The sequence below is a fragment of the Streptomyces sp. NPDC088194 genome, from assembly GCF_040702025.1.
Taxonomy (GTDB): domain Bacteria; phylum Actinomycetota; class Actinomycetes; order Streptomycetales; family Streptomycetaceae; genus Actinacidiphila.
Genome location: NZ_JBFBIV010000045.1, coordinates 1 through 21,231, shown reverse-complemented (window position 1 = coordinate 21,231; position 21,231 = coordinate 1). Strand labels below are relative to the sequence as shown.

General features: G+C 73.9%; 17 protein-coding genes. 7 read left to right on the top strand and 10 right to left on the bottom strand.

What is annotated here, in order from left to right; genetic code table 11:
- Positions 1 to 90 precede the first annotated feature (90 nt).
- Both AB0399_RS23940 and AB0399_RS23935 read right to left on the bottom strand, forming a co-directional pair.
- Complete coding sequence (locus AB0399_RS23940) at positions 91 to 456, bottom strand: VOC family protein (protein WP_366412739.1); 366 nt, start codon at positions 454 to 456, stop codon at positions 91 to 93.
- Positions 453 to 1,292, bottom strand: coding sequence for a trans-aconitate 2-methyltransferase (locus AB0399_RS23935; protein WP_366412738.1), 840 nt, complete (start codon positions 1,290 to 1,292; stop codon positions 453 to 455). Before AB0399_RS23935 ends, AB0399_RS23940 begins: the two co-directional genes overlap by 4 nt.
- 132 nt (positions 1,293 to 1,424) lie before the next feature.
- Here AB0399_RS23935 and AB0399_RS23930 point away from each other — a divergent pair, with 132 nt between their 5' ends.
- Positions 1,425 to 1,922, top strand: coding sequence for a MarR family transcriptional regulator (locus AB0399_RS23930; RefSeq protein ID WP_328464856.1), 498 nt, complete (start codon positions 1,425 to 1,427; stop codon positions 1,920 to 1,922).
- On the opposite strand, the gene AB0399_RS23925 is transcribed toward AB0399_RS23930, so the two are convergent.
- Positions 1,890 to 2,684 (bottom strand): response regulator transcription factor, encoded by a 795-nt coding sequence (locus tag AB0399_RS23925; protein ID WP_328464854.1) that lies wholly within the window; start codon positions 2,682 to 2,684, stop codon positions 1,890 to 1,892. The two genes, AB0399_RS23930 and AB0399_RS23925, sit on opposite strands and share 33 nt — an antisense overlap.
- Positions 2,685 to 3,126: 442 nt before the next feature.
- Entirely contained in the window at positions 3,127 to 5,859 is a 2,733-nt protein-coding gene (ppc, locus tag AB0399_RS23920) for a phosphoenolpyruvate carboxylase (RefSeq protein WP_329368573.1), read from the bottom strand.
- A gap of 198 nt (positions 5,860 to 6,057) precedes the next feature.
- Between ppc and AB0399_RS23915 the strand changes: the two genes are divergently transcribed.
- On the top strand, positions 6,058 to 7,428 hold the full coding sequence (locus tag AB0399_RS23915; protein ID WP_366412737.1) for a histidine kinase: 1,371 nt from the start codon (positions 6,058 to 6,060) through the stop codon (positions 7,426 to 7,428).
- 131 nt (positions 7,429 to 7,559) lie between these two features.
- On the opposite strand, the gene AB0399_RS23910 is transcribed toward AB0399_RS23915, so the two are convergent.
- The 5 genes from AB0399_RS23910 to AB0399_RS23890 form a co-directional block, all read right to left on the bottom strand.
- Entirely contained in the window at positions 7,560 to 8,462 is a 903-nt protein-coding gene (locus tag AB0399_RS23910; RefSeq protein ID WP_329368577.1) for a DivIVA domain-containing protein, read from the bottom strand.
- A 176-nt stretch (positions 8,463 to 8,638) separates the two neighbouring features.
- On the bottom strand, positions 8,639 to 11,338 hold the full coding sequence (locus AB0399_RS23905) for an SUKH-4 family immunity protein (protein ID WP_366412736.1): 2,700 nt from the start codon (positions 11,336 to 11,338) through the stop codon (positions 8,639 to 8,641).
- 8 nt (positions 11,339 to 11,346) lie between these two features.
- Positions 11,347 to 12,357, bottom strand: coding sequence for an SMI1/KNR4 family protein (locus AB0399_RS23900; protein WP_329368581.1), 1,011 nt, complete (start codon positions 12,355 to 12,357; stop codon positions 11,347 to 11,349).
- 180 nt (positions 12,358 to 12,537) lie between these two features.
- On the bottom strand, positions 12,538 to 13,239 hold the full coding sequence (locus AB0399_RS23895; protein ID WP_366412735.1) for a hypothetical protein: 702 nt from the start codon (positions 13,237 to 13,239) through the stop codon (positions 12,538 to 12,540).
- Between the two features lie 288 nt (positions 13,240 to 13,527).
- On the bottom strand, positions 13,528 to 14,418 hold the full coding sequence (locus AB0399_RS23890) for a hypothetical protein (protein ID WP_366412734.1): 891 nt from the start codon (positions 14,416 to 14,418) through the stop codon (positions 13,528 to 13,530).
- Between the two features lie 329 nt (positions 14,419 to 14,747).
- Between AB0399_RS23890 and AB0399_RS23885 the strand changes: the two genes are divergently transcribed.
- Complete coding sequence (locus tag AB0399_RS23885) at positions 14,748 to 15,257, top strand: YwqJ-related putative deaminase (protein WP_329368587.1); 510 nt, start codon at positions 14,748 to 14,750, stop codon at positions 15,255 to 15,257.
- On the top strand, positions 15,254 to 15,751 hold the full coding sequence (locus AB0399_RS23880; RefSeq protein ID WP_329368590.1) for an SUKH-3 domain-containing protein: 498 nt from the start codon (positions 15,254 to 15,256) through the stop codon (positions 15,749 to 15,751). Before AB0399_RS23885 ends, AB0399_RS23880 begins: the two co-directional genes overlap by 4 nt.
- A 134-nt stretch (positions 15,752 to 15,885) precedes the next feature.
- Here AB0399_RS23880 and AB0399_RS23875 read toward each other — a convergent pair whose 3' ends face one another.
- A complete protein-coding gene (locus AB0399_RS23875; protein ID WP_329368592.1) occupies positions 15,886 to 16,641 on the bottom strand; it encodes a glucose 1-dehydrogenase in 756 nt (251 codons plus the stop codon).
- A gap of 204 nt (positions 16,642 to 16,845) precedes the next feature.
- On the opposite strand from AB0399_RS23875, the gene AB0399_RS23870 reads away from it, so the two are divergent.
- The 3 genes from AB0399_RS23870 (at position 16,846) to AB0399_RS23860 (ending at position 21,130) form a co-directional block, all read left to right on the top strand.
- The gene (locus AB0399_RS23870) at positions 16,846 to 17,451 is read left to right on the top strand and encodes a TetR family transcriptional regulator (RefSeq protein ID WP_329368594.1); all 606 of its coding nucleotides are present in this window, start codon (positions 16,846 to 16,848) and stop codon (positions 17,449 to 17,451) included.
- Positions 17,452 to 17,786: 335 nt separating this feature from the next.
- A complete protein-coding gene (locus tag AB0399_RS23865; protein ID WP_328464833.1) occupies positions 17,787 to 18,563 on the top strand; it encodes an ABC transporter ATP-binding protein in 777 nt (258 codons plus the stop codon).
- The gene (locus tag AB0399_RS23860) at positions 18,560 to 21,130 is read left to right on the top strand and encodes an FtsX-like permease family protein (protein WP_366412733.1); all 2,571 of its coding nucleotides are present in this window, start codon (positions 18,560 to 18,562) and stop codon (positions 21,128 to 21,130) included. Before AB0399_RS23865 ends, AB0399_RS23860 begins: the two co-directional genes overlap by 4 nt.
- Positions 21,131 to 21,231 lie beyond the last annotated feature (101 nt).

Below are 21,231 nucleotides of genomic sequence, written 5' to 3'. Positions count from 1 at the left end.
CGGCGAGCCGGGCGGGTGGTGCGGTGGTAAGGCGGTGCCGGTGGTGCCGGTGGTCGTACGACCGGATCGCGGCAGCGGCGTATGGTCGGATCAGATGGTGGTCGGCTCCAGGAACTCCAGCCGGTTGCCGACCGGGTCCTCGCAGTAGAAGCGCAGGTGGCCGGGCAGGTCGTAGTCCCATACGACCGTCGTGCCCGCGGCCTGGAGCCCCTTGGCGAAGCCGTGGATGCCGTTGACGCGCAGGCCAGGGTGGGCCTTGCGGGCGGGGCGGAAGTGCTCCTCGATGCCCAGGTGCAGCACCGCGGTGCCGGCCGAGAACCAGCAGCCGCCGCGGCCCGCGAGCACCGGCGGCTTGGTCAGTTCGGCCATGCCGAGGACGCCGGTGTAGAAGGCGCGCAGCTGTGGCTCGCTGCCGGGCGGCGCGGCGAGCTGGACGTGGTCGAGGCCGGCGATCACGACGCGGCCCCGGCGGGCGCGGCGGCGGTGCGGGCGATCGCGAAGATCCGGCGGAACGGGAAGACCGTGCCGTGCGGCCCCACCGGGTACGCCTTGCGGAGCAGGTCGCGGTACTGCCCGACGAACTCCCGGGCGGCCACGGGGTCGTCCTCCAGCGCGGTGAGCACCGGGCGCAGCGCGGTGCCCTTCGTCCAGTCCAGCACCGGGTCCTCGCCCTGCAGCAACTGGACGTAGGTGGACTCCCAGACGTCGACGCCGGTGCAGCCCAGCTCGGTCAGGCGCTCCAGGTAGTCGGCGGGGGAGAGGATGTGCACGTAGCGGCGGCCGTGGCCCTCCAGGCGGGCGCGCCAGTGGGGGGTGTCGCACAACTCGGCGAGCAGGGCGTGGCTGGGGGCGTTGAAGTTGCCGGGCACCTGGAAGGCGAGGACGCCGCCGGGGTTGATGTGCTCCAGCCAGGACGGGAAGCGGTCGGCGTGTCCGGGCACCCACTGCAGCGCGGCGTTGGACACGATCAGGTCGAAGGGCTCGTCGGGCGTCCACACCGCCGCGTCGGCCTTGCGGAAGTCCAGTTCCCCGCCGCCGGAGGTGGGGCCGGCGTGCTCGCGGGCCGCGTCGAGCATGTCGGCCGAGCTGTCGTAGCCGGTGATGTGTGCGCCGGGCCAGCGGTCGGCGAGCAGCGCCGTGACGTTGCCCGGGCCGCAGCCGATGTCGGCGATCCGGGGCGCGTCGCCGCCGGGCAGTTCGGTGATCCGGGTGAGGAGGTCGAGGAAGGGGCGGGTGCGATGGGTGGAGTGCCGGAGATACTGGTGCGGGTCCCACGTCGGCGCTGCTGGCATCGTTCGTACTCCCTGGGTGCTACGGAGTCGGCGAAAACGGAGGGCGAGGTTCTGCCCTTCACCTTCAGCCTGCTCCCAGAGATATCTTGATGTCAAGAGACTTCATGTCGACAGACCTACTACACTGATCCCATGGAGGACGAGGTCGACCGGCTGGTCGCTGCATGGCGCCGAGAGCGCCCCGACCTCGACGTGGAGCCGCTCGAAGTGCTCAGCCGGGTCAGCAGGCTCGCCCGGCACCTGGACCGGGCCCGCCGGATCGCGTTCGCCGAGCACGGCCTGGAGCCGTGGGAGTTCGACGTGCTGACCGCGCTGCGCCGGGCCGGCGAGCCGTACCAGCTCTCACCCGGCCAGCTCCTCACCCAGACCCTCGTCACCTCCGGGACCATGACCAACCGCATCGACCGGCTCGCCAAGAAGCGGCTGGTGGAGCGGCAGCCCGACCCCAGCGACCGGCGCGGCGTGCTGGTCCGGCTCACCCCGCAGGGCCAGGACCGCGCCGACCAGTCGCTCGCCGGGCTGCTCGCCCAGGAGCGGGCCATCCTGGGCGAGCTGACCGACCGGCAGCGCACCGAACTCGCCGGGCTGCTGCGGCAGCTAACCGCGCCGTTCGACAACGTCCCCGGCTGACGGCAGCAGTTCCACCGGGCCCACCCCGGCCCGCCGGGCCAGCGCGACCGCCGCGAGCGTGGAGTGCACCCCGAGCTTGCCCAGCACGTTCTGCATGTGGGTGCGGACGGTGTGCGGGGACAGGAACAGCCGCTCCGCGACCGCCTTGCGGCCGAGCCCGGCCACCATGCAGCGCAGCACCTCCTGCTCGCGCGGCGTCAGCGACTCCACCAGTTGCTCGCTCTCGGTACGGTGCCGGCGCGCCGCGGTCAGCTCCCGCAGCACCCCGGTCAGCAGCGCCGGCGGCAGGTGCGTCTCGTCGCGCAGCACACCGCGGACCACCGCGAGCAGCCGCGACAGCGAGCAGTCCTTGGCGACCCAGCCGGACGCGCCGGCCTGTAGCGCCCGCGCGGCGCGCACCGGGTCGTCCCGCTCGGCGAGCACCACGGTACGGGTGCCCGGGTAGGCGGCCCTGATCCGCTCCACCAGCGCGAGGCCGTCCAGCACCGGGTCGCGCGGCTCCAGCGGGCGCGGCTGCGACGGCAGCGCCGGCGGGACCGCGGCCAGCGTCACCGGCGGGCGCGGCCCGGCGCCCAGGTCGGCGTCGACCAGCAGGACGTCGTAGCGGCGGCCGTCGGCGGCCGCGCGGTCGAGGCAGCGCTGCGCGGCGGAGCCGCTGCCCGCCGCGGACACGTCGACGTCGGGCTCGGCCGCGAGGGCGGCCGCGAGCGACTCGGCGAAGATGCGATGGTCGTCGACGACGAGGACCCGGATACGACCCACGGACACCACTCCCGATTCACGGCACTCCCCCAGTGGCGACGGGGCGTCCGCCTCGCTTGGAGCCCGGCACCGGGCAGGGACCGCCGTCCTTGCCCAGGCGCCGGACCCCGTGCGTCTCGCCCCCTGATGGACGCCGGCCCCCACCGGCGTCGTGGAAAAAGAGTAGGTGCTCGGCCGGACAATGGAGCCACCTTGGCCGAACTTCCCGGCCTGGATTTTACCGACGTGCGCCGCCGACGGGCCGGGTGGCGCCGCTGGTGGCGGACCCGAAGCGGAACCGCCGGCCAGATCCCCCGCGGCTGCTCACCCGTCCTTCCCGCGCGGGCGCCCCGCGCAGGTTCCCCCGCGCACATCGCCCGCGCGGGTCCCGCGTCGCACGTTCCCCGCATCGCACGTTCCCCGCGCCGCCGGGTGGCGACGCGGGGAACGTGCGGGTGCGGTGTCAGCCCGTGTTGCGCAGACCCGCGGCCACACCGTTGACCGTCAGCAGCAGGGCGCGGGCCAGCAGCGGGTCCGGCTCCTCACCGCGGGCGGCCGCTTCGCGCTGCCGGGCGAGCAGCGTCACCTGGAGGTAGGAGATCGGGTCCAGGTACTGGTCGCGGATGTGGAAGGTCTGCGCCAGCACCGGGCTGGCGGCGAGCAGTTCGGACTCGCCGGTGATCCGCAGCACCTCGCGCACGGTCAGCTCGTGCTCCGCCTCGATCGTGGCGAAGACGTGCTTCAGCTCGTCGGGCACCAGGGTGTCGACGTAGTGGCGGGCGATCCGCAGGTCGGTCTTGGCCAGCGTCATCTCGACGTTGGACAGGAAGTTGCGGAAGAAGTGCCACTGGCCGTGCGCCTCCTCGATCACCGAGTCCAGGCCGGCCTCACGCGCCGCCTTCAGCCCGGAGCCGACGCCGAACCAGCCGGGCACGATCTGCCGGGACTGGGTCCAGCCGAAGACCCACGGGATGGCCCGCAGGCCGTCCAGGCCCGCGCCGGAGTCCGGCCGGCGGGACGGACGCGAGCCCAGGTGCAGCTCGCCGAGCTGGTCGACCGGGGTGGAGGCGAAGAAGTACTTCGGCAGGTCCGGGTCCTCGACCAGCTCGCGGTAGGCGCAGTGCGCGGCCTCGGAGATGATCTCCATCGCCGAGTCCCAGCGCGCCAGCGCCTCGTCGGACTGCCGCGGCGCGGTGTGCAGCGCGGACGCCTGGAGGGTGGCCGCGACCGTCAGTTCGAGGTTCTCCCGGGCGAGCGAGGGGATCAGGTACTTGTCCGAGATCACCTCGCCCTGCTCGGTCACCTTGATCTCGCCCTCCAGGGTGCCCCACGGCTGCGCGAGGATCGCGGTGTGCGAGGGGCCGCCGCCGCGGCCGACGGTGCCGCCGCGGCCGTGGAAGAGCCGCAGCCGCACCCCGTGCCGGTGCGCGACGTCGCGCAGCCGGCGCTGCGCGCGGTGGATCTCCCACTGCGAGGTGGTGATGCCGCCGAACTTCGAGGAGTCGGAGTAGCCGAGCATGACCTCCTGCACGTCGCCGCGCAGCGACACCAGCCGCCGGTAGGAGGGGTCGGAGAGCATCTCGTCGAGCAGCTTGTCGGCGATCTTCAGCTCGTCGGTGGTCTCCAGCAGCGGCACGATGCCGATCTTCGCGACCCCGGCGTGCAGGTCGATCAGCCCGGCCTCGCGGGCCAGCACCGCTGCGGCGAACACGTCGTCGGAGCCCAGGCACATGGAGATGATGTACGACTCCACGACCTCCGGGCCGAACCGCTCGAACGCCTCGCGGATGGTGTGGAAGACGCCGAGCGTCTTCGCGCCCGCGGCGTCCAGCGGCGCCGGGCTCGGGGCCAGCGGGCGGCGCGAGCGCAGCTCCTTCGCGAGCAGCTTGCGGCGGTAGTCGCGCGGCATGTCGGAGTACCGCCAGGACTCCTCGCCGAGCCGGTCGAAGAGCTGGCCGAGCGCGTGGTGGTGCGCCTCGGCGTGCTCGCGCACGTCCATGGTGGCCAGTTGCAGGCCGAACGCGGCGAGCGTGCGGATCGTCCGGTCGGTGCGGCCGTCGGCGATCAGGCCGCCGCGGTGGGCGCGCAGCGAGTCCTGGATCAGCTGCAGGTCGGTCAGCAGCTCGGCGCTGCCCAGGTAGTCCCGGCCGGGGACGTGCGGAGTACCACCGGCCAGCCGCTCACGGGTGTTGACCAGCTTCTGCCGGATGCAGGTGGCCTTCAGCCGGTAGGGCTCCTCGGCGTTCAGCCGCTTGTAGCGGGGGCTGATCTCCGGCAGCGCCACCAGGTCGTCGGAGAGGGAGTCCAGCAGCTCCTGGCTCGCGCCGGAGTTGCGGATGGAGTTCGACAGCGCGCCGCGCAGGAAGTCGACCTGCTCCAGCGCGTCGGTGATGCCGTGCTCGTGCTGGAGGATCAGCACGTCCCAGGTCACCTCGGGCGTGACGTTGGGGTTGCCGTCGCGGTCGCCGCCGATCCAGGTGCCGAAGGTCAGCGGGCGGGTCTGCGGCGGCAGCGGCACCCCGACCCGCTCCAGCTCCGCGGCCAGGTCCTCCAGGACGTCGCCGACCGCGCCGGCGTGCAGCTCGTCGAGGTAGTAGATCGCGTTGCGGGCCTCGTCGGCCGGCTCGGGGCGGACCACCCGCAGCTCGTCGGTCTGCCACAGCAGGTCGATGTTCTCGGCCAGCCGCAGGTCCGCGCGCCGCCGGTCGCCGGAGGAGACCGGGGTCTGGTCCAGCAGCTCGGCGATCCGGCGCAGCTTGTTCAGCACCGAGCGGCGGGCCGCCTCGGTGGGGTGCGCGGTGAAGACCGGCCGCACGTTGAGGTTCTGCACGCTCTCCCGCACGTGTACGGGGTCGCCGTCCTTGAGCAGGTCGGCGGTCTGGGCCAGCAGGCTGCCCTCGTTGGCCCGGCGGGAGCGCAGGTCGCGGCCACGGTGCACCTGCTCGGTGACGTTGGCCAGGTGGAAGTAGGTGGAGAAGGCGCGGACCAGCTTCGCCGCGGTCTCCAGGTCGGTCTCGCCGAGCAGTGCGGCGGCGGCCTCGCCGTCGCTGCGGGTCAGTGCGCGTACCTTCTCGACCAGGTCGAGGAGTTCCTGGCCCTCTTGCCGGACGAGGGTGCCGCCCAGCAGTTCGCCCAGGCGTCGGATATCGGCTCGCAGGGCGGTGCTGCTGTCCGGTGGGGTGTCGGCGCTGCTCACAGGTGCGGCTCCTTGTGCAGTGGGATGGGCGACGGCTTGGGAGACGAGTGGGTACGAACTCGGGTACGGGGACTCGCGGACCGCGCTGTCCGACCGGTCCAGGATAGGTCGGGGGCCGCGCGGCGAGACGCCCGGCCCAACAGACGGACACCAGGACGGGCCGTTCCCGTGCTCCGGGTACCGCCTACGCTGGACGGCATGAGTACGACGGGGGCGCGCGTACCGGACGAGGAGGCCGACGCGGCACACGCGGGGTCCTGGTCCGGCCTGTGGTGGTGGACGAGGCGGCGAAGTGTCGCGCTGGACGTGTCGCTGGCGGCGGCCTCGGCGCTGGAGGCGTCCTTCGAGGGCGCCACGTTCGCGGCGAGGATCGGGATCGTCAGCGGACTGGGCGCCCTGATCGGGTTGCTGGTGGGCGCGATGCTGGTGCTGCGCCGGCGCTGGCCGATCGCGGTGGTGCTGGTCGCGATCGCGGTCACCCCCGCGCAGACCGGCCTCATCCTGTCCATGGTGGGCTTCTACACCCTGGCCGCGTCCGAGGTGCCGCGCCGGCTGACGGCGCTGTTCGCCGGGATGAGCGGCCTGGGCACCATGCTCGTCGCCTTCGTGAGCATCGAGTCCAGCGTGCGGCACTCGAGCAGCCGGCTCGGGCTGCCGCTGGTGCTGGCCATCTCGATCCTGGTCGCCTTCGGCCTCACCGCGCCGCCGGTGCTGTTCGGGCTGTACGTACGGGCCCGCCGCCGGCTGGTGGAGAGCCTGCGGGACCGGGCCGACGGCCTGGAGCGCGAGCTGGAGCTGCTGGCGGAGAAGGCGCTGGAGCGGGCCGAGCGGGCGCGGGCGGCCGAGCGGGCCCGGATCGCCCGGGAGATGCACGACGTGGTCGCGCACCGGGTGAGCCTGATGGTCGTGCACGCGGCCGCGCTGAAGGCGGTGGCGCTGAAGGACCCGGCCAAGGCGTCGGCGAGCGCGGAACTGCTGGGCGACATGGGGCGGCAGGCGCTCACCGAGCTGCGGCAGATGCTCGGGGTGCTGCGTTCGGCCTCGGGCACGGGGACGGGGGATGCCGCGCCTCGGGCGAAGTACGCGGGTGGCGCGGCGGACCCGGCGGCCGGCGAGGCGGGGGTCGACGCCGCGGCCGAGGCGGGGGTCGAGGCGGGGCTCGGCCACGAGCCCGACGCCGGGCCGAGCCTGGCGGAGCTGGCGCAGCTCGTACAGGAGTCGCGGGCGGCCGGGATGGGGGTCGAGCTGGCCGTCGAGGGCGAGCAGCGGCCCTGCGGGCGGCGGATCGAGGCGACCGTCTACCGCGTGGTGCAGGAAGCGCTCACGAACGTGCGCAAGCACGCGGTCGGGGCGAAGGCGCAGGTGCGGCTCGCCTACCGCGAGGCCGAGGTGGCCGTCCTCATCGTCAACGGCCCGGCCGAGGCGGTGGTCGCCACGGCGCTGCCGAGCGGCGGGCACGGGCTCACCGGGATGCGGGAGCGGGTCACCGCCCATGGCGGCGGGTTCGCCGCCGGACCCACTCCCGACGGCGGCTTCCGCGTCTCCGCGATGGTCCCGACGGCGCCCTGACCCCCGGGGTACCCCGCGCAACGGGCGCGTGGGGGCGGGCAACCCTCCACCGGCAGGTGCGCCCCGAACCGGCAGGACGGCGCGCCCCGGTGGGTCAGGGGGTGCCCCGCGCGTCAGCGGCGCCGCACGCGTCAGGGGCGCCCGGTCAACTCCGAGAGCGTGGCCTTGATGTGCGCCAGGTGCGCCCGCACCTCGTCCCGGTGCAGTTCGTGCTCCCGCAGCACCCGCTCCGCGTCCCGCCGCACCCTCTCCTCGTGGGTGCGCGCCTCCGCGATCAACGCGTCGGCCCGCGCATCGGCCTCGGCCTGCTGGTCGCGCAGCGCCGCCTCCGCGTCGGCCCGCTCCTGCTGCGCCTGCGCCAGGCGGCGTTCCGCGTCGGCGAGCAGCCCGGACAGCCGGCCGTCGACCACGGCCTGCTGCTCGGCGAGCTCCTGCTCCAGGCTCTCGACCCGCTCGCGCTGCTCCGCGTCGACGGCGGCCCGGTCCCGGTCGACCTGCTGCTGCATCGCGTCGAGCGCGGCGCCGGCCTCGCCCCGTACGGAGTCGGCCTCGGCGCGGGCGGCGCCGAGGATCTCCGCGGCGCGCCCGCACGCCTCGTCCAGTACGTGCTGGGCCTGCTCCTCGGCGGCGGAGAGCCGTGCGGACGCGGCCGCGCGGGCCTCGTCCTGGAGGGTGCGGCGGGCGGTGTCGGCGGCGTCCCGGGCGTACTGCGCCTCGACCTCGGCGCGTTCGCGTACCGCGGCGGCCTCGTCCTCGACCATCTGGAGCAGTTCCTGCGCGCCGGCGCCGAGCCGGGCGAAGTCGGTCGGACCGAGCGCCTCGACCTGCTGCCGCAGGGAGGTGCACTCGGCGTCCATCTCGTTGGCGAGCACGGTCAGCCGGGCGGCCCGCTCCCAGGCCGCGTCCCGGTCCTCGGACAGCTCGTCCAGGAAGCGGTCGACCTGGTCCGGCCGGTAGCCGCGTCCGCGCGCCGCACCGAACCTCTCCCGTGCCTCCGGCTGCGTCTGCGTCGATGCGGACGTATCACTGCTCATGGCCACTGCCCCTCGCGACGTCGGGCCGTTCCCGTGTTCCCATTTATCGCTTATGCCCGAATTGTAAGAGCCTCGACACTCCGACTGTCTCCTACCCCGGAAACGCGGACGGGCCGAGCGGAAGACGCAGCTTCCACCCGGCCCGCACGAAACGGCCGCACATCCGTACGATCCGCCTACAGCAGCCCGTCCCACATCTGCTCGACCAACACCGACCACCAGTTGTCGGGCGAGGCGATCGCGGCCGGGTCCTGCGCGGCCAGTTGGGCCTGGAAGTCCACCGTCCAGTGCCCGGCCTGCTCCGGCGTCAACCCGATCCGCAGCCGCCACATCCGGCCCAGCAGCGCCATGCAGCGGGCGAACTCCGGCAGGCTGGAGTTGACGAACTGCGGCTGCGCCGGCTGCCCGCCCGGCCCGGCCTCCAGCGGCACCGCGACGATGTGCGCGGTGCCGTACTGCACGCACAGCTGGCGGCCGAAGTCGTTGCCCATCACGAGGTACGACCCGGCGTCCGCGGCCGGCTGCACCCCGCGCTGCGCGGCCAGTTCGGCGAGCGTGGGCACCGGCTGACCGGGCTGGGCCTGCGCCCAGAAGAACGGCGAGAAGTCGACCGGCAGCCCCGACCACATCAGCGTCTGGGCCACGATGTCCGGCACGCCCTGCCGGGACACGGCCCGCTGCTCGAACCTGAACACGCCCTGCGGCCCGAACGCGCTCGCCACCTCCTGGCCGATCACGTCGAGACCGACCGGCGGCACCCGCAGCACGCTGTGCGGATCGGGCATCGGCACCCGCTGCGGCTGCGGCCGGGCCGGGGCGCCGGCCACCTGGTGCAGCTCGCCCTGGTGGGTGAGCAGGTGCTGGACGCCCTGCCGACGGCCCGCGTGGTCGCGGCCGTACGGCGCGGTGTGGCTGATCCGCACCTGCGGCCAGGTCTCCCGGATCATCCGGGTGCAGTAGCCGCCGGGCAGATCGCAGGACTCCAGCTCGGTGTGGAGTTCGAGCACCTGCTCCGGACGGATGCCCAGCGAGCGCAACTCGTGCAGGATCTGCCACTCCGGGTGCGGGGTGCCCGGCGCCGACCGCCGGATGAGCTGCTGCTCGCTGCCGTCCTGGCCGCGGTAGCGCAGCACCGCCATGTAGCCGGGGCCGACCGTGGGCACCGCTCCGCCCTGCGGGTAGCCGTATCCGGGCGGCGCGGGCGGAGCCATCGCCGGCCCGCCCATGCCGGGCGGCGGCGGGGGCGGGGTGCCCATGCCGGGCGGCGGCATGCCGGGGCCGGCGAGCATGGTGGCCGCGTAGTGCGGGTCGTTGCCCGCGGGCGGCGGAGTGCCGGCACCGGGGGGCGGGGTGCCCATGCCGGGCGGGGGCAGGGTGGGTCCGGCGAGCATGGTGGCCGCGTAGTGCGGGTCGTTGGCCGCGGGCGGCGGGGTGCCGGCACCGGGCGGCGGGGGCGGCGGGGTGCCCGCGCCGGGCGGGGGCGTGCCCATGTACGGGGGCGGCGGGGGAGGGCCGCCCGCGCCGGGACCGGGCGGGGTCGTGCCGGGTCCGGCGAGCATGGTGGCCGCGTAGTGCGGGTTGTTGCCCGCGGGGGGCGGGGTGCCCGCGCCGGGTGCGGGCGGACCGGAATACGGCGGCGGGGGCGGGGTGCCCTGAGCCGGCCCCTGCCCGGGGCCCTGACCCTGGCCCTGGCCCTGGCCCGGTGCCTGGCCCTGGTTCGGCTGCCGGCCGATGTCGGCGGGGCCGGGGCCCATGGGCGCGGCCGGACCGGCCGGACCGCTCGCGCTGCCCGGCGGCGGCAGCGGAACCGCCGGACCACCGGGCGGCGGGTACTCGGAACCGCCGATCGTGTGCGGCACCCCGGGCCGGGCCGGGGGTGCCGGTTGCGGTTGCTGTTGCTGCGGTGCGGGCGCGGTGCGGGGCGGCGAACTCCGCCCGGACAGCAGCTCGGTCCTGGCCTCCGCGCCCGTCGCCGGCTCCTCGGCCTGGTCCGTGTCGCTGATCGGCGGGGCGAAGACGGTCGCCGGCACCGGGACGGACTGCCCCTCGCCGGAGTCGTTCACCGTCTTCCCGGCCCAACTGCCGCCGCCCGAGCTCTGCGAGGGCACCGAGCCGGGCCGCCGGTAGTCGATGCCGCCCGAGCCGGAACCTGTGGGGCCCGGCGCGCCGCCGCCCGCCGATCCGGCGGACCCGGACCCGGACCCGGACCCGGGCCCGGAGTCGGCCGCTGCCGCTGCCTGCTGCCCGTCCGGCTGGTCGGCCGGGCCCGGACGGGAGGCGCCGCTGTCGCCGGGGCGCCGGTAGTCGATGCCGCCCTGCGCGCCGGAACCCGCCGCGGCAGCGGTCGGCGCCGCGCCGGACCCCGCGTCCTGCCCGCCGCCGTCGCCGGGACGGCGGTAGTCGATACGGCCGCCGGTCGAGGGCGCCGGCTCCCCGGCCGCCGGGGCGTCGCCCGCCGCGGGAGCGGGCGCCGGGGGCTGCTCGGCTGCGGACGGCCGGCGGTCCGGGATGCCCATCCGGTCGGCGGCGTCCTGGAGCCACTGTGGGGGGCTGAGCAGGAACGAGGTCGCTTCGAGGTCGAGTCGCTGGGGCGGCTCGGGCGCCGCGTCATCGGGCACCGGGCCGTACTCCTCCTCGTAGCGGCGAATGAGTTCGCCGATGGGCAGAGCGGGCCACAAGGTGGCGTCGCCGCTGTCACGGGCGATCACCACCCGGACCGACCCCTCGTCGGAGGACGGGCCGTCCTCCCGGGCCTCGGACCACACCACGAAGCCCAGGTCGAACTCCCGGACCCGGATCTCCCGGGTCTCGTACGCGGGGACGTCCGCGTTCACCCAGCGCTCCGCGCGCTCCTGCGCCTGCGCGAAAGTGACCATGTGCTGTCTCATCCCTCCACGGCTACGGCGTCGGCGAAGCCGCCGTCGACCATCAGATTCGCGACCGTGTCCAACTCGGGTGGATTGCCGGCCAGTCGCAGCAGGAACTCGTCGAACGAGTCGCCGCAGGGCAGCAGCAGGTCGGCCACCCGGTCCGCCGGGGTGTCCCACCCGTCGCCGTCGCGCGCGTCGTCGTAACCGCAGAACCAGACGGAGCCGGTGCCCTCGCCCTTCACCCGGACCGCGAGGAGGCCGCCTTGGACGTAGCCGATCGCGAGGTAGTCCTTGGTGAGGTGGTCGCGCAGGCACTTGTTGACGTACACGAGGTCGTTGACCGCCGCGTCGTCGCGGACGGTGAAGAACGGCTGGTCCAGCAGCAGGCCGAGGCCGGGGTCGAGGGCGACGCCCTGGGGGGCGCAGCCGCCGGCGGCCTTCAGGAAGGCGCGGTACGCGCCGGGCAGGCGGTACCCCAACTCCTCCTCCACGTCGCGGACCTGCTGCTCGGTGACCGCGACCGGCTCCTTGGGCAGCCCGAAGTGCACGGGGCGGGTCTCCTGGAGCGGGCGGGTGCCGCGCTTGGTGTGGTCGGCCACCGAGGTGGCCAGCCCGCCGTGGTGCCGCAGCAGCGACTTGACCTCGACCGGCACCAACTCCAGCCGGCGGCTGCCGCGGACGTGGTGCCAGGTCCAGCCGTGCGGGGTGGCCACCGGCAGCAGGTTGCCCCACAGTTCGTGCCCGGCGGCGTGCAGGGCGGCGTTCGCCGAGACGTAGTCCGTCAGGCGCAGTTCGTCCACGCCGAAGCCCTCCGGAGGCTCGGCTATCTCCGCCGCCGCGCGGGCGTACGGCGAGAAGTCGGGGTAGCCCTCGTCGTCCACCCACACGCCTTGCGGGTGGCGGGCGGCCCGGACCGGGTCGGGAAAGTGCACGACCTGTCCGGCGTAGGCCGCGTTCGGTGGCGCGGCCTGCGCGGCGGCTACGGGTCCGGGAGGTGATCCCAGCCCTTGCGGGCCTGTGGTCATGGCGGTTGCCCCCTGCTGCGTCTGAGCTGATGACGACAGCCTAGGGGGTCCGGCAAGAGCGGCGCGGGTCCCGTCCTCGTCCCTGTGGACAACTCGGCCACCGCCATCCGGATCGCCCCGATCGGCCCCGGAACGGCCCGGTTTCGCGACGGCTCCCGCCCGCCGCGGCCGGTACGGGTCTCAGCTCCCGCCCGCCGCGGCCCGCAACTTGGCGACCTGCTTGCCGGCGATCGCCGGGCGCAGCGACGCGGTCTTGTGGTCGGCGCGGACGGTCTCGAAGGCCGCGGTGGAGTCACCGACCCGGAGGACGGTGACCAGCGCCACCCCGGAGGCCCCGAGGGCGGGGTCGGTGACGGTGTAGGTGACCCGCTGGTCGCCGTAGGTGCCGGCGGTATCGGCGGGCCCGGTGGACGGGTCGACGCTCTTGACCGTGAACTGCGACGTCCGGCCGTTGCGCGTGACCTTGTAGCCGGGGCAGTGGGCGACCGCGGTGGACAGCTGGTCGAGCACCTGCTTCGCGCGGCCCGCCGGATACGACGCCACGACCTCCAGCGAGATCGTCTTGGCGCCCGCGTCCTTGGCGGCGGTGTCGGTGACCAGCGCGCCGGTGTAGACGGTGCGGGCCAGCTTCGGCTTGAGGCTCCACTGGTCGGCCACCGGCTGGCACGCGGCGGGGTCGGTGGTCTGCTCGTCACCCAGGAGCTGGCTCGTACTGGTCGCGGGCACCACCTTGAGGTGGTCGAGGTCCTTCGCCGTGATCACCGAGCGGGTCAGCTTCCGGGACGCCGCGCTGCCGCTGCCGCTGCCGCTGCCGCTGTCCTTGCTCTTCCCGCCGCCCCCGCAGGCCGCGGTGAGCGCGAGCGCGGGCAGCAGTACGGCCACTGCCAGCACCTTGCGGCTACCGGTCGGTAGGCGACGGCGTGCGCGTATCCGCATCGATGAGTACCCCTGTGTCGTGTGCGGGCCCGGCTGCGCGGCGCCGCCCCTGCCCGCGTGCCGCGTCCGGTCCGGAGCGTCCCGGCCCGGCCCTCGCGGGCGTGGGCCCGCTGCCGCGCGACTCTACGGCACCGGGCCCGCCCTGCCTCCTATGGAACTGCTCACAACACGATCACCACACGGTCACGGTGACGCACTCCTCCTCTCCGGCCGCCGTCCCGTGCGCGGCGCCGCTCACTTCCGCGCGGCCAGGGCCGCCCGCAGCTTCCGGTCCTCCTTGCGGGCGACCTCCAACGGCACCTGCCCGGCGCCCCCTTCGGTCTTCGTCGACAGGTAGGAGGTCACGGTGTCGCCGGTGCGCACCACCGTCACCAGGGCCGCGCCGGTCTTCCTGTCCGCGGTGTCGGTCATGACGTACGCCACCGACTCGTCGCCGACCTTCACCACCGGGCCCTTCCCGACCCGGAAGGGCGTACGGGTGCCGTTCTGGTCGCGGGCCTCGAACGCGGTGCAGGTGGCGAGCGCGCCCTTGATCGCGGCCATCACCTTCCGCGCGTCGCCCGGGGCGTGGCTGGCGATCAGCATCCGGTCGATCTCCTCCGGGGCCGCACCGGCCGTGGGGGTGGCCTCGGCGAAGGTGGCGCCGACCGACGCCATCCGGTGGATCGCGGGCTGCGAGCTGCTGACGTCGGCCAACGGCCGGCACTCGGGCTTGTCGGCGACCAGCACCGGCGAGCCGCTGGTGTCGTCCTGCGCGCCCAGGTCGTCGGGGTCGAAGCCCCCGGCCGGCGCGGTGGTCGCGGTGCCGTCGTCGGTCTGCGTCATCTCGATCACCCAGCCGGGCACGTCATGGTCGGTGACGAGCGCGCGGGAGAGCTGGGTCACGCTCAGCGGCGCCTTGCCGGCGTCGGCCGACGCCTGGGCCGCGGAACGCCCGCCGCCCTTGCCGCCGTCGGCGTCGGTGGAACCTGAGGAGCCGGACGAGCAGCCGGCCGCCAGCAGCAGCGCGGGCAGCACGGCGAGGGCGGCGGCGCGGGCCCGGGCGCGTGGGGGACGCCGCAGGCGGGGGACACGTCGTACACGGCGGGCGCTCGGGGCGTCCGCGTCTCTTCGGGCACGGTGCATGGGGTCACGTTCCCTGGGTCGTGTGTGTGGGGGGATCGGCGCCGGTTCGCGGCGCCGATCCGATCCTCCCGGTCGCGAACGGCCCCGTAAACGGCGCGCGGTGACGCTGTGACCGCGCTGTGTGCCGGCGGCCGGCCGGTGAACGGCGGCAGATGTGCGCGCTGCGTGTCCATGGCGCCGACGTAACGTCACAAGACGGTGACATGGCCCACACAGGAAGGTCGCCACACCGCGTTCCGCTTCCCCATCGGATGGCCTGTTTGGCACTCTGATTCGGCATACGGGGGAGCTGCCGCCTTGGGCGGATGGATGACGGAACGGGGCAGGATATGACAACTCGCCTACCAGCGGCGGGCACCGCCGACCCGAGGCTGAGCTGGAGCGCTGCCCGCGACCCGCTGGAGCCCCCGGTGCTGCGGCACCGCAGGGACGGCATCCTGCCCGCGATCGCGGCCGCGCTGTCCATCCGCGACGAGGTGCTGACCTGCACCGGTGCCAAGGGGGAGCAGCCGCCCGTGCTCCACCCGATCGTGCAGGAGTTCCTGGACGCGCTGCCGGTCGCCCAGCGCGAGCGGTTCACCGGGCGGTGCCCCGAACCGGTGCTGATTTCACGTCACCTGACGGCGGTGGAGGCGACCCGCGGCAAGCGTGCCTCGCGCCGCCCGCTCACCCAGGGCGAGGCCCGCAAGGCGCTTCGCGGCGCCAAGCTCACCGCGCGCCGGATACGCGAGGACGGCGACCCCGCGCACGGCGCCTACGCGCCGCCCTGCCGCTCCTGCGCGCCGCTGCTCGCGCACTTCGGGGTGCGGCCGTTCGACCCCGGCGTGGGGCGGGCGTGAGCGCGGGCACGGCCGGCGGCACGCGCTTCCCGGTGGGCGTCGACGCCGCGTTGCGGGCGGCCGGGTGGCAGCCGGGCCGCTGGGACATCAAGCAGGCCGAGGAGTGGGCGGACCGGCTGCGCGGGCACCTGTCGCCGGGCGGCCACCAGCACGCGGTCTTCCCGGCCGCCGTCGAGGCGTGGGCGGAGTTCGGCGGTCTGACCATCCCCCCGGTGTCCGGGCCGGGCCGGCAGGTCGCGCCCGCTCCGGTCGTCGTCGACCCGCTGCGCGGTCTGCACCTGGCCCGCACCTTCGGCGACCTCGGGCGCGCCCTGGAGACCGAGATCAGCCCGATCGGCGAGGAGTCCGGGTCCGGCGCGCTGCTGGCGATCGACCCCGACGGCAGGGTCTACGCGGTCGACCACACCGGCGACTGGTACGTCGGCGCGGACATCGACCGCGCGCTGTCCGCCCTGGTCGGAGGGGTCCGCCCGGTCCGCCTCACCATGAGCTGAGCCGCCCCGGGCAAGGCACCCCGGGCAAGGGCCCCGCCCCGCAAGGCGCCCCGCCCCGCAAGGCGGCCGCCCCGCCCGGCCGCCTGCCCCGCCCGCAGGTCCGCCCGGTCCGCCGCGCCCTCCGCCCGTACCGCTCACACCGCCGTGAACCCGCCGTCCACCGGCAGGATCGCCCCGTGGATGTGCGACGCCTCGTCGCAGGCGAGGAAGGCCACCGCCGCGGCCACCTCGTCCAGGCGGCCGAGACGGCCCGAGGGAGTGGTCGCCAGGAGCGGCGCGAGCTGGTCCGCGTGGGCGATGTTCTCCTCGGTCGCGGTCGGGCCGGGGGCGACCGCGTTGACCCGTACGCCGCGCGGACCGTACTCCGCCGCCCAGGACTTGGTCAGGGAGTGCACCGCGGCCTTGGTCATGCTGTAGAGGGCGGAGTTGGCCCAGCCGCTCGTGCCGCTGATGGAGCCCATGTTGATCACGACGCCGCTGCCGCGCTCGGCCATCGCGGGCACCAGCGCGCCGGTGAGCTGGAAGGCGGACTTCACGCTGACCGCGTAGGCGGCGTCCAGGGTCGCCTCGTCCACCTCGGCGGTCGGGCGCGGTTCGAGCAGCAGCGCCGCGTTGTTGACCAGGATGTCCAGCCGGCCGCCGACCGCGGCCAGGGTCGCGTCCGCGAGGCCGCGTACGGCCGCGCCGCCCGCCGCGAGGTCGGCCGGCACGAACACCGCCCGGCCGCCGGCCGCCTCGATCTCCTCCGCCACCGCCTCGCCGCGTTCGGCCCGCCGGCCGCTGACCACGACCAGCGCGCCCTGGGCGGCAAGGGTGCGGGCGACCTGCGCCCCGATGCCCGATGTCGAGCCGGTGACCAGGGCGGTCCTGCCGTCGAATCGCCGTTCCATGACTGTCGTCCTCCTGGGTGCTGCCCCCGACTGGTGTCCGCGGTGGCACGCGGTGCTGCGGCGCGCCGACCGGTGCCACCCGTCTCGCGACCTCGGCGTTCTCCCGACGCCTGGTGGTGCTCCTTGGTGGCAGGGCCGAGCGTGGCACCCAGAAAGTGGACCAGCAAGTCCAGAAAACGCGCCGCGGTGTGCGACGCTGGGGGCATGACGCAGCAGCCGGTCAGGTTCACCGCGAAGGGCCGGGCCACCCGGCAGCGCATCGTCGAGGGCGCCGCCGCCGAGATCCGCGCCCGGGGCGCGGTCGCCACCACCCTGGACGACGTCTGCCGGGTGACCGCGACCAGCAAGAGCCAGCTCTTCCACTACTTCCCCGGCGGCCGGGAGCAGTTGATGTACGCCGTCGCGGAATACGAGGCGGACCGGGTGCTGCTGGACCAGGAGCCGTACCTGAGCGACCTGACCTCCTGGGCGGCCTGGGACGCGTGGCGCGACGCCGTGCTCGCCCGCTACCGCCAGCAGGGCACGACGTGCCCGCTGGGGGTCCTGATGACCCAGTTGAGCCGCACCACGCCCGCCTCGCGCGAGGTGACCGCGCGGCTGCTCGAACAGTGGCAGCGCAAGATCACCGACGGCGTGCTGGCGATGCGCGACCAGGGCGCGGTCGCGCCGGGCGTCGACGCCGAACGGGCGGCCGCGGCGCTGCTCGCCGGCATCCAGGGCGGGGTGTCGATCCTGCTGCAGACCGGCCGGCTCACCCACCTCGAAGCCGCGCTCGACGTGGGCATCTCGGGGCTGCGCGCGGGCGCCTGACGGCACGTCCGCCGGGGCCGCCGACCGCCGACCCTGAGCCGCGTCTCCGACCGTGGTACCAGACCCCTAGGGGGAGACACCTACTTTCGGCGCCCACCGGTTCGTACCGGCGGATGACGATCGGGTGCCGGGCGGTGCCTACGGTCATAGGGCGGGATGGAACCGCTCGCCCGCACCTCGGAGGTGGGGATAGCCCCACCCCCGATCCGGAGACCTGCCCCATCGTCAGGTGCGGCACGCTCCGGCAGGCTCATGGACACAAGGGCGATCGGCGCCCCGCACGCACGCGGTCACGTACGACGACACCACCACGGGAGACAGAAGTGACGACGGCTATGACGGTTCCCACAGCCGGGGGCAGCGGAGAACGTACGGCCGTTGCCGCCGCAGGACGGTCGGTGACCAAGGCGTACGGCTCGGGCGAGACCCGGGTGGTCGCGCTGGACGCGGTGGACGTGGACATCGCCCGCGGGCGCTTCACCGCGATCATGGGCCCCTCCGGCTCCGGCAAGTCGACCCTCATGCACTGCCTGGCCGGTCTCGACACGGTCAGCGAGGGCCGGATCTGGATCGGCGGGACCGAGATCACCCACCTCAAGGACAAGAAGCTCACCCAGCTGCGCCGGGACAAGATCGGCTTCATCTTCCAGTCGTTCAACCTGCTGCCCACGCTGAACGCGGCGGAGAACATCACGCTGCCGATGGACATCGCCGGCCGCAAGGTCGACCGCGAGTGGATGGACCGCGTGGTGGAGACCGTCGGCCTGGCCGGCCGGCTCAAGCACCGCCCGACCCAGCTCTCCGGCGGCCAGCAGCAGCGCGTCGCGGTGGCCCGGGCGCTGGCCGCCCGGCCGGAGATCATCTTCGGCGACGAGCCGACCGGCAACCTGGACTCCCGGGCCGGCGCCGAGGTGCTCGGCTTCCTGCGCCGCTCGGTGGACGAACTCGGCCAGACCATCGTGATGGTCACCCACGACCCGGTCGCCGCCTCCTACGCCGACCGCGTGCTCTACCTCGCCGACGGCCGGATCGTCGACGAGATGGTCAGCCCGACCGCCGAGTCGGTGCTGGAGCGGATGAAGTCCTTCGACGGTCGCGGGAGGACCTCGTGACCGTCTTCAAGACGTCGGTGCGCAACTTCTTCGCGCACAAGGGCCGCATGGCCCTGTCCGGGGTCGCGGTGCTGCTGTCGGTGGCGTTCATCTGCGGCACCCTGGTCTTCACCGACACCATGACCGCCACCTTCGACCGGCTCTTCGGCAACACCGCCTCCGACGTCACCGTCAGCGCCAAGGAGGTGAAGAACGAGCAGGCCACCGGCATCCCGGACACCCTGCCCGCCTCCCTGCAGGGCACGTTGGCGCACGTGAAGGGCGTGGTCTCCTCGGTGCCCGACGTCACCAGCCAGGACGTCACCGTCGCCGACGCGCACAACGACAAGATCAGCCCGTCCTCCGGCGCGCCGACCGTCGTCAGCAACTGGGACTCCACCGAGACCAGGGCGGTGAAGCTCACCTCCGGCCACCTGCCCACCTCGGACACCGACGCCGTGATCGACGCGGACACCGCCAAGGCGAAGCACCTGAAGATCGGCGACACGCTGCGGGTCATCGCGCAGCCCGGCGACTTCAAGGTCACCCTCAGCGGCATCGTCACCTTCAAGTCGACCAACCCCGGCGCCGCCGTGGTCTACGTGGACACCGCCGTCGCGCAGTCCAAGCTGCTCGGCCGCGCCGACGCCTACACCGGCTACGGCCTGACCGCCGCCAAGGGTGTCTCCGACGAGCAGCTCAAGGCGAACGTGAAGGCGGCGATCGGCGGCCACTACACGGTCGACACCGCGAAGGAGACCACGAAGAAGCAGGAGGACGACCTCGGCGGCTTCCTGAACTTCATGAAGTACGCGATGCTCGGCTTCGCCGGGATCGCGGTCCTGGTCGGCATCTTCCTGATCGTCAACACCTTCTCCATGCTGGTCGCCCAGCGCACCCGGGAGATCGGCCTGATGCGGGCGCTCGGCTCCAGCCGCCGCCAGGTCAACCGGTCGGTGCTGATCGAGGCGGTGATGCTCGGCGTCAGCGGCTCCGTGGTCGGTATCGGCGGCGGCATCGGCCTGGCCGTCGGGCTGATGAAGCTGATGGGCAAGGCCGGTCTGAAGCTGGACAGTTCCGAGCTGACCATCAAGGCCACCACCCCGATCGTCGGCCTCGTCATCGGCGTCGTCGTCACCGTGGTCTCCGCGTACATCCCCGCCCGCCGGGCCGGGAAGATCTCCCCGATGGCCGCGCTGCGCGACGCCGGCACCCCGGCCGACGCCAGGGCCGGCCGGATCAGGGCCGCGATCGGCGTGCTGGTCTGCGCCGCGGGCGTGCTCGCCCTGGTCGCGGCATCCCAGTCGGACAAGGCGTCCTCGGGCGGCGGGACGCTCGGTATCGGCGTGCTGCTGTCGCTGGTCGGCTTCGTCATCGTCGGCCCGCTGCTCGCCGGCGTGGTGGTCCGCGCGGTCAGCGCCGTGGTGCTGCGGTTCTTCGGCCCGATCGGCCGGCTCGCCGAGCGCAACGCGCTGCGCAACCCGCGCCGCACCGGCGCCACCGCCTCCGCGCTGATGATCGGCCTGGCGCTGGTGGCCGGCATGTCGGTGGTCGGCTCGTCCATGGTGGCCTCCGCCAACGACCAGCTCGACAAGTCCGTCGGCGCGGACTTCATCATCGAGGTCGGCAGCAACGGCTCGCAGCCGATCACCCCGGCCGCAGCCAAGGCGATCAGGTCGGCGTCGGACCTGGACCACATCACCAACTACACGATCGTCAACGGCACCCTGACCACGCCGTCCGGCAAGAAGATCAAGGGCCAGCTCAGCGCCGCCGACAGCACCTACACCCAGGACGTGCAGCTGGCGACCACGCAGGGCAAGCTCTCCGACGCCTACGGCAAGGACGCGATGTCCGTGCCGGAGCAGTTCGCCAAGGACAACCACGTCAAGGTCGGGGACACCATGACCGTGGCGCTGGTCGGCGGGCGCACCGCGCACCTGAAGATCGCCGCGGTCACCAAGGGCGGCACCGCCCTGGAGAACGGCACCCTGTTCACCAGCATCGACACCGCGCGGACCTACCTGCCGGCGGACAAGATGCCCGGTGACTTCCTGATGTTCGCCAAGGCTGCCGACGGCAAGGAGAAGGAGGCGTACGCCTCCCTGAAGGCCGCGACGCACGACTACCCGCAGATCGACGTGCGCGACCAGGCCGACTACAAGCACCTGATCAAGGACCAGGTCAACCAGCTGCTCTACATGATCTACGCGCTGCTGGCGCTGGCGATCATCGTGGCGGTGCTCGGCGTGGTCAACACCCTGGCGCTGTCGGTGGTGGAGCGGACCCGGGAGATCGGCCTGATGCGGGCGATCGGCACCTCCCGGCGCCAGCTGCGGCGGATGATCCGGCTGGAGTCGGTGGTCATCTCGCTCTTCGGCGCGCTGGTCGGCCTCGCGCTCGGCCTGGGCTGGGGTTCGGCCGCCCAGCAGGTGCTCGCCTCCCAGGGGTTGCAGATCCTGCGCATCCCGTGGAGCACGATCGTGATCGTCTTCGTCGCCTCCGCGGTCGTCGGCCTGCTGGCCGCGCTCCTGCCGGCCTTCCGGGCCGCGCGGATGAACGTACTGAACGCGATCGCCACCGACTAGGAAGGCGGCCGCGGATGATGTAGTGCGCGTAACGGCGCGCGGCGTCCGCCGCGTCCGCTTCCTCCGCGGCCGCCACCGGATGGTCGACCGGTCGCACCCGC

Bases quoted from the DNA above. Each gene is read 5' to 3' on its own strand.
- AB0399_RS23875 (WP_329368592.1), bottom strand. From the start codon at position 16,641: ATGGAACGGCGATTCGACGGCAGGACCGCCCTGGTCACCGGCTCGACA.
- AB0399_RS23935 (WP_366412738.1), bottom strand. From the start codon at position 1,292: ATGCCAGCAGCGCCGACGTGGGACCCGCACCAGTATCTCCGGCACTCC.
- AB0399_RS23890 (WP_366412734.1), bottom strand. From the start codon at position 14,418: ATGCACCGTGCCCGAAGAGACGCGGACGCCCCGAGCGCCCGCCGTGTA.
- AB0399_RS23870 (WP_329368594.1), top strand. From the start codon at position 16,846: ATGACGCAGCAGCCGGTCAGGTTCACCGCGAAGGGCCGGGCCACCCGG.
- AB0399_RS23900 (WP_329368581.1), bottom strand. From the start codon at position 12,357: ATGACCACAGGCCCGCAAGGGCTGGGATCACCTCCCGGACCCGTAGCC.
- AB0399_RS23910 (WP_329368577.1), bottom strand. From the start codon at position 8,462: ATGAGCAGTGATACGTCCGCATCGACGCAGACGCAGCCGGAGGCACGG.
- AB0399_RS23885 (WP_329368587.1), top strand. From the start codon at position 14,748: ATGACAACTCGCCTACCAGCGGCGGGCACCGCCGACCCGAGGCTGAGC.
- AB0399_RS23865 (WP_328464833.1), top strand. From the start codon at position 17,787: ATGACGGTTCCCACAGCCGGGGGCAGCGGAGAACGTACGGCCGTTGCC.
- AB0399_RS23905 (WP_366412736.1), bottom strand. From the start codon at position 11,338: ATGGTCACTTTCGCGCAGGCGCAGGAGCGCGCGGAGCGCTGGGTGAAC.
- AB0399_RS23930 (WP_328464856.1), top strand. From the start codon at position 1,425: ATGGAGGACGAGGTCGACCGGCTGGTCGCTGCATGGCGCCGAGAGCGC.
- AB0399_RS23915 (WP_366412737.1), top strand. From the start codon at position 6,058: ATGAGTACGACGGGGGCGCGCGTACCGGACGAGGAGGCCGACGCGGCA.